The 12,486-nt window shown below is 39.0% G+C and carries 11 protein-coding genes; 1 reads left to right on the top strand and 10 read right to left on the bottom strand.

Annotated features, from left to right (window positions below; translation table 11 throughout):
- Window positions 1–57 precede the first annotated feature (57 nt).
- The gene (locus tag FTU75_RS00960; protein ID WP_180114861.1) at window positions 58–666 is read right to left on the bottom strand and encodes a glutathione S-transferase family protein; all 609 of its coding nucleotides are present in this window, start codon (window positions 664–666) and stop codon (window positions 58–60) included.
- A 215-nt stretch (window positions 667–881) separates the two neighbouring features.
- Here FTU75_RS00960 and FTU75_RS00955 point away from each other — a divergent pair, with 215 nt between their 5' ends.
- The gene (locus FTU75_RS00955) at window positions 882–1,790 is read left to right on the top strand and encodes a DUF4349 domain-containing protein (RefSeq protein WP_180114755.1); all 909 of its coding nucleotides are present in this window, start codon (window positions 882–884) and stop codon (window positions 1,788–1,790) included.
- 120 nt (window positions 1,791–1,910) lie between these two features.
- Here the strand turns inward: FTU75_RS00955 and FTU75_RS00950 are convergent, their stop codons facing one another.
- The 9 genes from FTU75_RS00950 to FTU75_RS00910 all read right to left on the bottom strand — a co-directional run bounded on the left by FTU75_RS00950 (window position 1,911) and on the right by FTU75_RS00910 (window position 12,111).
- On the bottom strand, window positions 1,911–2,804 hold the full coding sequence (locus FTU75_RS00950) for a LysR substrate-binding domain-containing protein (RefSeq protein ID WP_078191428.1): 894 nt from the start codon (window positions 2,802–2,804) through the stop codon (window positions 1,911–1,913).
- Window positions 2,804–4,009: an MFS transporter gene (locus FTU75_RS00945; RefSeq protein WP_078192239.1), complete on the bottom strand. Its 1,206-nt coding sequence runs from the start codon at window positions 4,007–4,009 to the stop codon at window positions 2,804–2,806. Before FTU75_RS00945 ends, FTU75_RS00950 begins: the two co-directional genes overlap by 1 nt.
- Window positions 4,006–4,602: a TetR/AcrR family transcriptional regulator gene (locus FTU75_RS00940; protein ID WP_180114753.1), complete on the bottom strand. Its 597-nt coding sequence runs from the start codon at window positions 4,600–4,602 to the stop codon at window positions 4,006–4,008. Before FTU75_RS00940 ends, FTU75_RS00945 begins: the two co-directional genes overlap by 4 nt.
- 195 nt (window positions 4,603–4,797) lie before the next feature.
- Window positions 4,798–5,319 (bottom strand): acyl-CoA thioesterase, encoded by a 522-nt coding sequence (locus FTU75_RS00935; protein ID WP_078192241.1) that lies wholly within the window; start codon window positions 5,317–5,319, stop codon window positions 4,798–4,800.
- 280 nt (window positions 5,320–5,599) lie between these two features.
- The gene (locus tag FTU75_RS00930; protein ID WP_171319286.1) at window positions 5,600–5,776 is read right to left on the bottom strand and encodes a hypothetical protein; all 177 of its coding nucleotides are present in this window, start codon (window positions 5,774–5,776) and stop codon (window positions 5,600–5,602) included.
- 386 nt (window positions 5,777–6,162) lie between these two features.
- Window positions 6,163–7,155, bottom strand: a complete 993-nt coding sequence (locus FTU75_RS00925; protein ID WP_180114750.1) for a patatin-like phospholipase family protein — start codon at window positions 7,153–7,155, stop codon at window positions 6,163–6,165.
- A gap of 242 nt (window positions 7,156–7,397) precedes the next feature.
- On the bottom strand, window positions 7,398–8,873 hold the full coding sequence (locus FTU75_RS00920) for a sodium:alanine symporter family protein (protein ID WP_180114748.1): 1,476 nt from the start codon (window positions 8,871–8,873) through the stop codon (window positions 7,398–7,400).
- A 63-nt stretch (window positions 8,874–8,936) separates the two neighbouring features.
- Complete coding sequence (gene gltS / locus FTU75_RS00915) at window positions 8,937–10,178, bottom strand: sodium/glutamate symporter (protein WP_180034498.1); 1,242 nt, start codon at window positions 10,176–10,178, stop codon at window positions 8,937–8,939.
- Between the two features lie 628 nt (window positions 10,179–10,806).
- Window positions 10,807–12,111, bottom strand: a complete 1,305-nt coding sequence (locus tag FTU75_RS00910) for a DcaP family trimeric outer membrane transporter (RefSeq protein WP_180114746.1) — start codon at window positions 12,109–12,111, stop codon at window positions 10,807–10,809.
- Window positions 12,112–12,486 lie beyond the last annotated feature (375 nt).

Below are 12,486 nucleotides of genomic sequence, written 5' to 3'. Positions count from 1 at the left end.
ATATGAATAGACATATAGCAATACCACGTTCAGCCAACAATCAAATAAGCATCCAAGTTAAACCGACTGAAACCAATGCACATCTTTTACCGATTCACGTTGCTGAATCTGCTGAATAAAAGGTTTAAATTCATCTAAATATGGCAATATTTTGAATGAAATTGCATACACCATCCAATAAGCTAAATACAAATCTGCTGCGCTAATTTTATCCCTCAACAGATATGGCTGGGCTTGCGCAAGCCCTGTTTTAATAAAATCTAAAAGTATTTTTTCATTACCAAAACTCAAACTGCCACGTTTCTCATCCATCAACTCTGTGCTAATGCCGACATTTTTCATGTCCATGTATTCAGTCAGCGGACCATGACAGAAAAACATCCATTTCAAATATTCACCCCGTTTTGGATCATCTAAGGCGGGTGCCAAACCTTTGTCACTGAATTTATCGGCTAAATAACTAAAGATGGCTGCGGTCTCACTAATCACGACAATACCATCGACCAAGCAGGGAACTTTGCCCATGGGATTAATCTTGAGATATGCCGCTTGGTGCATCTCTTCATATGGCACTTCAATAATCTCAACTTCTGACTCGATGTCTAATTCTTTCAATAAAGGCAGAATAGTATTACTGCGTGAGCGTGGATTGCTGTAGAGTTTCATTGCTGGGTTCATTGTAGATATCCTTATTTTCATCCTTGTTGTTCTGTCAATTACTATACGCGGCTTTATGTAGAATTATGTTGCGTTCATCCGTGCTTTAAACACTTTCCGATACAATACGCCCGACTAATAATTACGCTAAATTTGAATTTATATTTAAAGCAAAAAGTATTTACTCCGACTTTCTGATAATCAAACAATTGAGCTCTACATCGATGAAAAATAAATATTTAATTGCCATGTTTACGGTGATTTTAATTTCAGGCTGTTCCAAGAAAACCGAAGAAATGGCAACTGAAGCCAGCGCAGATGCACAACCTGCTCAAGTCAGTACACAGCAAGATCAAGCAGGGGAAAGCACTTCCAATGAGCCGTCTACCACGCCTGCAACAACACAAAAACCTGAAACTATTTTAAATGAGCAGGTCAACCCAGCCGAAGCCTCTCGTAAAATGGTTCGAGAAGCCAATGTCAGTTTTGAGTCGAAAGATGTGGTTAAAACGGCCTTAGAAATTGAAAAACTGACGCTAAGTTTAGGCGGCTTTATTGAACAGAAAAATATCGACTTTGTGGTGCAAGAGAGTCAATCCTACCCGATTGCTGACGGCAAAATTAAAATCTTTGAAAAAGTAAATCCGCAAGCTGAAATGATTATTCGTGTGCCAAGTGAAAAAGCTGCACATTTCGTTAATCAACTGTTGCCCCTTATGCATTTTTTGAACCGTCAGCAATATTCGGCAAAACGCTATGAGCTAAAACTACTCGAAGAAAAAATGTCACAAACACAGGTCGTGCCCGACCATGTTGCAGCTGCGCAAGTCAATGAAATCTCACGACTGACCCGCTTAGAAGTTCAAGATCGTGTCCGCTATAGCACGATTGTGATTGGATTTACTCAACCTGCCACTGTCCGTAAACATATCGATATTAACCTTGATGCTGTTGCGCAGTTAAATGGCGATAATTTCTGGCAAAGAGCGTGGTATGGTATTCAAAAAGGTTGGCAATTTGTGTTGAGCCTGCTGGTTATTCTCATTACGATTTGGCCACTCTATCTGATTATTATTATCGGTTTGATTGCCTACCGTGTGATGAAACCCTATTTACAAAAATGGTTTAAATGAATGAGCTGAACAAGCTCCATTCTTCATTTAATCTATGCTTAAAAATACGATAACTAAAAAAATCCCGAAGCGCTTAATTCGGGATTTTTTCATTTAAATCTTAGGGCAATATTTAAAGGCTTAGAAAAAGCCCATATAGAACTGCTCTTTTAATACTTTTAAAATCAACTCGATCGCATCATTTTTACGATCTTTTCGATAGCTCGCATACAGACCAATGGTCGGCAAGGGTTCAACTGTACTTTTAACCAATATTTTATCACCGAGCAATGGAATGACATAAGACGGCACCAAACTCCATCCCACGCCCATACCGACCAAATTGACATTTAACAAAATATTGGTCGAGTGCTGTACCAAGTTCACATTCAGTTTATTTTGCTTAAAGAAATCTTGAATAATTCGGTATAGCTCAGGTGATGAGTGTTCATCGCTAATAATAAAATCCTGATTATTCATGTTTTTAATGCTGATATGCCGCTGTTCTGCAACAGGCGAATTTTTCGGTACAATCAGCGCCAAAGGCTCAGTAAAGATCTGAACAGATTCTATATCAGGGCTTTCTTCGACATAACGAGTAAAGGCAATATCAATCTCCCCTTTACGTACTGCACTGATCTGATCGACATCCATTAAGCTATGAAAATGAATTTTTAACTCAGGAAACTGAGCACGAATATTTGGCATGATATATGGAAAGACTTTCATTTCAGCCACAGGAACAAAGCCGATATTCAGTTGTTCTTTACTGAGCTGCGCAATTTGACGCGCATCTATCATGGCTTTTTCAGCATGCTCTAAACTCAAACGCGCTTCTTTTAAAAAGGCCTGACCTTCTGCAGTCAGCTCAACTTTTCGGTTGGTTCGCATCAATAATTGCACCCCAACTTCCTGTTCTAGGTCTTTAATTTGCTGACTTAAAGAAGGTTGCACAGTACACATTCGCTGCGCAGCCTTGGTAAAATTTAGCTCTTCGGCAACCGCAACAAAATATCGTAGATGTCGTAATTCCATTATTCAGCTCCTAAAGCACTGCGTTTAAATTGGTTTGCCACGAATAGACGATACATCCACGTAGTGAACAGCACCATCACCGCACAAAATAAATAGGTTGCCTGAAATCCAAAGTATGCAATCAGCACACCCATAATGACCGAACCGACAGCAAGGCCAATATCAAACAAGGCAAAAAAGGTGGATATTGCATGTCCCATTCGGGCTTTTTCTACCGTTTGAATCGCGACAGTTTGCAGACATGGGAACACTGAACCGTAGCCGATGCCCATAAAAACTGCCGATATCCAAAGCACCCATTGATTCGTGAGAAAACTCACAACCACCAAACCAATGGCAAAGCAAATAAATGATGGATAGATGACTGCACTCGGGCCTTTACGATCATAGACTTTGCCAACCCAAGGACGGACGAGCAACATCGACACAGCAAAGACAATAAAAAAGATACTGGTATAAGCGAGTAAATGCTTCAACTCTGCATAAGCGGTGATAAAACTCATCACACTCGAATATGCAAATGCGGTCAGCAATGCCACAAAACTGATGGCAAGTACCCGTGTTTCTATCACATCACGCCATTGGATGGCTGCGGATTGGCTCGCTTGATCACTTGATTTATGCTGTACGTGTTCTTGTATTTGAACTAACCACGTAAAAATATAGCCCACTGCAACCAATAAGGCTAATACTGCAAATAAGGTACTAAAACTGCTGAATTGAATCATACTCAGCGCTAAAAATGGCCCGATCACCACGCCTAAGTTGGTCGACATGACAAAGTAGCCCATGCCTTCGCCCTTTCGATGATCTGGGATGTAATCATTTACGATGGGAACATTGACCGTGGTTAATATACTGAACCAAAAACCATGTAAAAAACGAATGACCAACAACGACCACATGCTGTCAATCCACAAATAACTCAGCGCAAAAACGACAAAGATAAAGCCTGAAATACGTACAGAATTGGCTTTACCAAAACGTTCAATGATCATGCCGGAAAATGGACGAATCGCAATGGATGACACCAAAAACAGCGTTAAAGCCATACCCGCTTGCTGAATCGAACCACCCAATTCTTTCATAATATAAATGGGCAATATTGTCAGCAGCGCAAAGTAATAGCTAAATAAAAACAAGTTATTACACAGACAAAAAACGAAAGACTTGTTCCATAGCGATGCCTGATGTTGAGTAGTCATGAGGTCATTGCCTCGCTGCTACGCGTGGCTTGGGACTGCGTAAAAATCGGGTTTAGCGCCAACTGCACCAGTCGCTTGATATAGTCTTCATCTGGCTGGGTATTAAAGAAAATGATCTGATAATGAATCGGGCCATACAACATATCCAACATGAGTTCGAAAGGATAATCTGCGCGAATTTCTCCTCGTTGAATGGCCAATTGGATCAGCTCACGTGTCGCTTCTCGTCGAGGTAACAAATACTGTTTAAAAAACTCACCCGCTGCTTCACGATGCTCCACCAAAACCACGAGCAATGCTCGACCCACGTGCTGATTTAAAGCCCGTGATAGTTTGAGCAATTGTTGATTTAGATTGAACTCTAAACTTTGTGATAAATCAAGTTCAAACACCGACGCGGTGTGCGCTTTAAAAGCATCGAAAACCAGATCGGACTTATGCTTCCACCAACGGTAAATCGTCGATTTTCCCACGCCTGCACGAGCCGCAATATCTTCAATGGTCATGCTTCGATAATCACTTTCCGCTAAAGCATCTGTGACCGCTTGTAAGATACATTGCTTACGCCGAGAAGTTTTTTCAGTTTCACTCATAATTTAAAAACGAAACGCTACGTATCGTTTTATATTAAACAGTATTGGACTGAATGACTATCTTTAACTGAGCTTTGAAGGATAAACTTTAGTCGCACACTCGGAATTCAAATCCCTATTGCACTATCCAAAAGAATTTCAGAATAAAAAAAGATCGCCTAAGCGATCTTTTCAAATATTCAGCCACCAAAGTGATTAGCTTTGTGTCGACTTTTTATAAATACTGCAAGAAGGATGATGATTTTCCTGTAAACGTGCCACTTTACGTTGTTCCGCAGCTTCGAAACGACAACGTTTCCAGTCATTATCTAGATTCAATGCTGGAATTTGTTTCGGTTTACCTTGATCATCAACAGCGACCATTGTGAAATAGCAACTATTGGTATGACGTACTGTACGTTTTTGAATGTTCTGCGCTTCAACACGAATACCAATTTCCATTGAAGTACGACCAACATGGTTCACACTTGCAAGGAAAGTCACTAACTCACCCACGTGAATTGGTTCTTTAAAATTCACTTTATCGACTGATAGTGTCACCACGTAGCTACCAGAATAGCGACTTGCACAAGCATACGCGACTTGGTCTAACAATTTTAGAATCGTTCCACCATGCACATTACCCGAAAAATTCGCCATGTCAGGAGTCATTAAAACTGACATCGATAATTCTGACTGGTCGTCTAGTGCATTCGCAATTTGATCTAATGGGGACATCTTGTTTCTCTAGACTCGTGATATAACAATGATTAATGTGATTATTATATAGATTTTAATCAAAATTAAATGTTCAAATCGGCAAAAAAACCATCATTATTATTTATAGTGATCACACCATCATTCAGTAAAATATATATCGATAACGATATACACCCGATAAACAAGTATTTATCACGCTATCTATCAGTTTTTTGATCAAAGCTATGCTGTGTTTTATATTTAAAACATATTCATTAAAACGCGTTGTTCATCGATTCAACATAGCACGGCATTAAACTTAATCTTCTAAGACTTTTAACATCTCGAAAGATACATTGTCATAGCTGGTTTTTTGCCCAAAATCATTGGTACTTTCTAGCGTGTAAGAATTATCTACATGTACATGAGTGACAATAAATACCCTCTCTTCCATCATCGCAAGCTTTACTTTTTGTCCTACATCAAGCGTTTTCATCTACAGCTACCTTTAAAATATTTATTGGTTTTAAGTATTAATAACCTGATGATATTCTAAACACTTCAACAGTATTGGTAAATGTAAGCACATGAATAAAAACGCTAATATAGGTATATACTCTTAAAATCTACGTAAAACCAATTAATATGATTTTTTTAATTAATTTCAAATAATTAACTGTATATTTTCGTATTATTAAGATTTTTATATTTGGCAAATCTTTTGATTAAGACCTAAAACCAATCAACATCCAAGATATTAATGATTACTAGATACTATTGAGCATGGGAAAAGCTGAGAGCAAAAATTAAAATGCTTTGCTGAAATAAAAATGCACCCTGAGAGGTGAACAAGATGCGTTTAAATTTGCGAATCGTATCAGCCTAGTCTTTGGCTGCCAAATAAGGAATATGATGTCCCTTGCTATATTGATGTTCAGCATAAACCCGAGAAATCTCTCCAAGTTTTTCCAAGGTTGCCTCTTCACCTGCAAGCATCGTCGCTTCACGCCCTTTCACATCAAATATATGTGCTTTTTCACGTAAATCAGGTTGAATCACAATGTCTGCTCGCTTGAGCTCTTCTTGAGCTAAACGATTTTGCATAATATTGATATTTTGGTTAAACAAGCCCCAAACATTCGACGTTTCGGTATGAATCGGTCGTGCCAAAATATCCACCGCAATAATAATATCTGCCCCTAAATCGCGTGCAACGTCCACAGGAACAGGACTGACCAAGCCACCATCGACATATTCTGTATCTTCAATAATCGTTGGAATAAACATACTCGGAATTGACACCGAAGCACGAACAGCCTGCCCCGTATTGCCATAATTGAACACGACTTTTTTGCCATCTTTTAACTCGGTTGCCACCACATACATTGGGGTTTTTAGCAACTCTAAAGGCACATCATCAACTTGCTCATTGATATAATCTTCAACTTTTTTACCATCAAAAAAGCCTTTTTTGTCCAAGCGTATTTCTCGAACATCATTGGCTTTCATATTTAAGGCGATATCTCTTAACTCATTGGCACTTTTACCTGATGCATAGATTGAACCCACAATGCTACCCGCACTAGTTCCAACAATAAAATCTGGGTGTATTCCCTGCTGTTCAAGTATTTGAATGGCGCCAATGTGTGCATAACCACGTGCCCCACCACTCCCTAAAACCAAAGCAACAATCGGACGCTTTTCCTGCTTTTTCACTTTTTTAAAGTCAATGCGGTTATTCGCCACTTGAGCAGGTGCTGCTGTATAAGTTCGAATTTGTGATGTTGTTTCAGCGCTGACCTTTTTTGAGCCCACACTTTGACAACCTACAAGGCTGATTGCGAATGCAGTCATCAAAACAGTTACGCTTTTCATTGAGAGATATTCCAAATGCAACTCGATATTTGAAGAGAAAAAGTAGTCTAATCAGTCCACATTCACGTCACTGTTATTATTCGTTAATGCCTCTGACCGATGCACATTATATTGACATACAACCTAGAAAGTCATTGGCTGTCAAAATTTCAGTGTCTAGCAGAATTTCCACATCAAGATCCAAAACATTGTCTAGCAAAAAAAGCCCCGATAACGGAGCTTTTTAAAGTTAATTTTTGACTTTACCAAATATCGGAATTAACGCGATCCTTATATTTTGGATGTTCATCCATTTTAAATACTGGCTCTTTTACACCCCGTTTTAACTGTGAGGTGTAGTCTTTCATCAGCATCAATAAGAATGGCGTCAGCAATAAAATCGCAAAGAGGTTAATACTCGCCATCACGCCCATGAAGAGATCCGCTAAGTTCCAAATCAGTGGCACACTCATGATTGAGCCAAAGTACACCATCATGAGGACGACTACGCGGAATATAAACATGACCTTAGGATTGTTATTGATAAACTGCACATTACCTTCAGCATAAGCATAGTTACCGATTACTGAAGAATAAGCGAATAAGAACAAGATTATGGCAAGGAAGTCATCTCCCCATGCGCCAATCTGGCTTTCAAGCGCCATTTGCGTCAAAGCAACACCCTCAAAGCCTGCATTTTCATACAAGCCAGATGCCAAAATAATGATCGCCGTACAGGTACACACCACAAATGTATCGACAAAGACACCGAGCATCTGAACTAGGCCTTGATTGACCGGGTGTCTAACATCTGATGCTGCCGCAGCATTCGGAGCAGAACCCATACCCGCTTCGTTTGAGAATAATCCACGCTTAATGCCTTGCATCATCGCCATAGAAACCATAGCACCGAAGAAACCACCAGCTGCAGCATCAAACTCAAATGCTTTGCTGAATATTAACTGGAAGATATCAGGCAAGATTGCAAAGTTAGCAAAAGCGATATAGAGCGCGACTGCCAAATAAAGTAATGCCATAAATGGAACAAAACGTTCTGCCACTTTTGCAATACGCTTAATACCACCAAAAATAATCAGCGCTGTTATAAAGACAAGGAATAACCCTACCCATGAAATTTCAAAACTAAAACTGCCCAAACTCAATACTAGATTGGCTTTATCCCAACCCCAAGCATGTGAAGTTGCACCCGTAATGGCATTGGCTTGTACTGCATTAAACACAAAGCCATAGGTTGAAATCAGCGCAATGGCAAAAACCACACCCAACCACTTTTGCTTTAAGCCTTGCGTGATGTAATATGCTGGACCACCACGGAATTGCTGATTTTGCGTATCACGCACTTTAAAGAGCTGTGCAAGTGAAGACTCCACAAATGCAGAACTCATGCCTAAAAATGCGGTAAACCACATCCAGAACACTGCACCCGGCCCACCAATTGCAATCGCAATTGCAACACCTGCGACATTACCCACACCGACACGACTTGCCAGTCCAGTCACAAAGGCTTGGAATGGTGTAATCCCATGCTCATCATCGCCTTCTTTACGGCTAGATTTCATCACTTTAATACTATGAAAAAATAGACGAATCTGAACTGCACCAGTGATTAAGGTATAAAAAATACCAACCGCCACTAAAAGTACGACTAAGAAATCCCAAAGCGGATCATTAAAAACTTTGACCCAGCTCATCAGGGTTTCGTTTAATTGTTCATTCATATTCAACCCTAGTTTTAAATGGTCAAAAGTATAAAAGGCTCTTTTTTGAAGAGCCTTTCTAAATTAAGCAAAGAATTTAAGAATTAATTGAATAACTGTTGCGTTAATCAAATCAACAAAAAATGCGCCACATAGAGGTACGATTAAGAAAGCCTTATGAGATGGACCATACATATTGGTAATGGCTTGCATATTTGCGACTGCTGTAGGTGTTGCCCCCATACCAAAACCACAATGACCCGCCGCTAAAACCGCAGCATCATAGTTTTTACCCATGACACGGAAAGTGATAAACGCAGCATATAGTGCCATTGTTAATGTTTGGGCTCCCAAAATCACAACTAAAGGTCCTGCAAGATCTGATAGCTGCCATAGTTTCAACGATAATAGTGCCATTGCTAAGTACAGTGATAATGAAGCATTACCAAATACATCAATTGCACGATCAAATATTTGTACGCGGAAAATACCTTCTAATACATTACGTAAAATGACACCACCAGCTAAAGCCCATACAAATGTCGGTAATTCAAACATCGTACCTTTACTGAAAGCCGTCATAAAATCAGCAAATGCTAAACAGCCAGCAAATAGGCCCAAAGTCGTAATTGCATTATCTGCGGTAATTAAACGAACACGATGTGGATATTCAAAAGGTACATATTCTGTTGAATTAATATCAGCTAGTGGTGTGTTATCACTACGCTCAATTTGCTCATTCGTGCGCGGAGTTGCTAGGCGATAACGATTAATTAGCAACTTAGCTAATGGGCCACCAATAATACCACCAATAATTAAACCAAAAGTTGCACTTGCCATACCTAAAGCTAATGCACCTTGTATACCGTGTTCAACTTCAAGAATTTCACCCCATGCACCAGCTGTACCATGACCACCTGTCAACGTAATTGAACCTGCAATCAAACCAATCAGTGGATCAATACCCAATAAAGTGGCAAGACTGATACCAACGACATCCTGCACAACAATGAAAGAAGCAACGGCTACCAGAAAAATAACAAGACCAATTCCACCTTCTTTCAATTTGGCAAAGTTTGCGCTTAAACCAATGGATGCGAAGAAAATCAGCATAAAACTGGTTTGTAATTCACTACTCGTAGTAATGCTATAACCCCAAATGCTATGTACAACCAATGAAATTATTGCAGCAACCAAACCACCAGCTACGGGCTCAGGAATATTGTAACGCCTCAAAAAACTGATTTTATTTACCAGAAAACGTCCTAATAAAAGAACGATCACCGCCGCAATTAAGGTATAAAATGCGTTAAAGCTAAATTCCATAATAATTTGTCCAAAATGGTTAGAATATTTATTAGTCCAATTAATAGAAATTAGTAGCGTTTATTAATTAAAATACAATTCCAATTTGTAAATTTAACCAATAAATCAGGCTACCAGCTATTCATTGCCAATCATAAATATTCATCATCTGATTCAAATATGTATGCCTGAGTTGAAAAAAGTGAAAACTCAATTCGACAAAACAAATCCATAAAAGCAGTTCATGCTTACTAAACCAACACTTACTACAATATTCACATCATAGATGAAATACATAAAATCAAATGCTGATTAGAAAAGTCGCACATTATGCGTGGAGAACAGAGAAATTTCATTAATTTTAATTACAAAAAGTTTTATTTGCTATAATTTAAAGTTATATCTATTTGTTTTTACTAAAATGTATTCGCATTTTTTATCTATATAAAATATTAAAGATTTGAACATAATGCATTATAGGACGTGGTTCAACGCCTGCCTTAACCAGTACGACATCATGACTCAGGCGATTTAGTGAATCCATCTACTTAGTACTGTGAGTTCATTTGCGTTGAAACATCCACCTTTTAAACAAAAAAAGCCTGAACTGAGTCAGGCTTTTTTGATCGATTCTTTTCGATGATTTAGCTTAGAAGCTATATTTAGCCATTAAGCCAACGCGGTTATCTTTATATGTTTTCCCTGTAAACGCTTCACGTTTACCATTCACATATTCAACACCTAAATCAATTGGTTTCACTGGTGTATAAATCACATTTAACCAAGCTTGCTGTACTTCTTTGTTTGCAGAGTTATTTCCAACATCTTTAAATGCTTTTGCATAATCTGTATCTTCATCAGCAAATAATGCACCATAAGCTAAAGTTGAACGCAACTTTTCATTAAACTTATAGGTTGCACCGATTTGTACTGCGGTAAATTTATTCTGCTCAATATCCCCATTAGCATCAACAACATATGCGGTATTTGAGCCATATAAATAGTTGCTGTTCCCTTCTACATAAGATACATCACCATTAATTTTTAGCTGTTTCGTCACATTAAACGTTGTACCAGCTGCCAACCCCCACCCTAATTCATCATCATTACCGCCTTGAACTTTATGATGTTCCACAAGCGCACGTGCAGATGCATTCCCCTTACCATCCGCAAAACCCTGAGTCAGTTTAGCTGTCAAAGCTGGAAGACTATATTTTACTACAGAGTCAGTAACGGAAACACTCGAAATCGCTGATGCTTTACTGTCTCCTTCTTCTGCAGCTACAAATAATTGTGTTTGCGGTGCAAGTTTTACGTTGTAACGCACTTGTGGCAAACGAGTTGTACCACCGCCCACGTTAGTAGCAAAATCAATCATTTCTGGTGCATGGCTAGACAAGAAGTTTGATGTGGTCTGACCAAATAACCAGTTGTTAAAGGTTAAATAACCATGACGTAGACGAATAGTTTCACCACTTCCATTGAAATCGACCTCGATTTTACCGCCCACTTTATCATCACCACCGACAGGTGCTGTAAAATCTAAACCAAAACGTGTGGTTTTTGCAGTTGCGCGAAGTTTATCTCGTGCTTCTTCTTTAGACGTATGTACGTTGTTGAAGTCGTTATCCGCACCTTCGATGATGTAGTTCGCATCACCACGAACAAAACCATAAAGACTTACATCTGCACCTGTTTTAGATTTTAAGCTTGCAGCTGGGGTAGCTGGTGGCGGTGGGGGTGCAACAGGACGCGCTTTAACTTGCTGAATCTCTGTTTGTTGCTGTTGTTGAACTTGCTGCTGCGCTTTAATCAAACTTTTCAGTTCTGCAACTTCTGCACGTAATTGTTCAATTTCAGAAGTATTGCTGCCTGCATGAGTCATTGAGACCGTTGCCAAACTCATGGCAACAACAAGGGTTTTCATTGGGTGGAATACAGTTTGAGTTTTCATCCTAAGCTCTCTATTGTCCTGTCATTGTTGTATACCCTAAATCCGGGTGCTTTGTTATTCAGCTATTTGAGCGGACAAATTTCATGCTGCATATCCGTGCTTTAGTCGCATTAAAGCCTTAACTTTTAGCCCCCAATAACGAAATACTTGAAAGCAAAAAGCACGAAACCTGAATCCATTACTGAAAATAGACTGAAATATTTAGTTAAAATTCGGACTTAGCCGATTCAGATGGCAAAAAATCTCAATATTCATACCTTAAAGGTAAAAATCCATACTCTGTAGGTATGCAATAAAAACGATAAAATCCGACATATTACCGATAGAGACATTCACAATGTATTTATCCAGCATAACGTAATGTATTTAATGCAA

The sequence above is a fragment of the Acinetobacter sp. YH12140 genome (genome assembly GCF_013418475.1).
GTDB classification, from domain to species: Bacteria; Pseudomonadota; Gammaproteobacteria; order Pseudomonadales; family Moraxellaceae; genus Acinetobacter; species Acinetobacter amyesii.
Note: the sequence above shows the minus strand (reverse complement) of the source record. Positions and strands in the feature narration are given on the sequence as shown.

Bases quoted from the DNA above. Each gene is read 5' to 3' on its own strand.
- FTU75_RS00960 (WP_180114861.1), bottom strand. From the start codon at position 666: ATGAAACTCTACAGCAATCCACGCTCACGCAGTAATACTATTCTGCCT.
- FTU75_RS00955 (WP_180114755.1), top strand. From the start codon at position 882: ATGAAAAATAAATATTTAATTGCCATGTTTACGGTGATTTTAATTTCA.
- FTU75_RS00950 (WP_078191428.1), bottom strand. From the start codon at position 2,804: ATGGAATTACGACATCTACGATATTTTGTTGCGGTTGCCGAAGAGCTA.
- FTU75_RS00945 (WP_078192239.1), bottom strand. From the start codon at position 4,009: ATGACTACTCAACATCAGGCATCGCTATGGAACAAGTCTTTCGTTTTT.
- FTU75_RS00940 (WP_180114753.1), bottom strand. From the start codon at position 4,602: ATGAGTGAAACTGAAAAAACTTCTCGGCGTAAGCAATGTATCTTACAA.
- FTU75_RS00935 (WP_078192241.1), bottom strand. From the start codon at position 5,319: ATGTCCCCATTAGATCAAATTGCGAATGCACTAGACGACCAGTCAGAA.
- FTU75_RS00930 (WP_171319286.1), bottom strand. From the start codon at position 5,776: ATGAAAACGCTTGATGTAGGACAAAAAGTAAAGCTTGCGATGATGGAA.
- FTU75_RS00925 (WP_180114750.1), bottom strand. From the start codon at position 7,155: ATGAAAAGCGTAACTGTTTTGATGACTGCATTCGCAATCAGCCTTGTA.
- FTU75_RS00920 (WP_180114748.1), bottom strand. From the start codon at position 8,873: ATGAATGAACAATTAAACGAAACCCTGATGAGCTGGGTCAAAGTTTTT.
- gltS (WP_180034498.1), bottom strand. From the start codon at position 10,178: ATGGAATTTAGCTTTAACGCATTTTATACCTTAATTGCGGCGGTGATC.
- FTU75_RS00910 (WP_180114746.1), bottom strand. From the start codon at position 12,111: ATGAAAACTCAAACTGTATTCCACCCAATGAAAACCCTTGTTGTTGCC.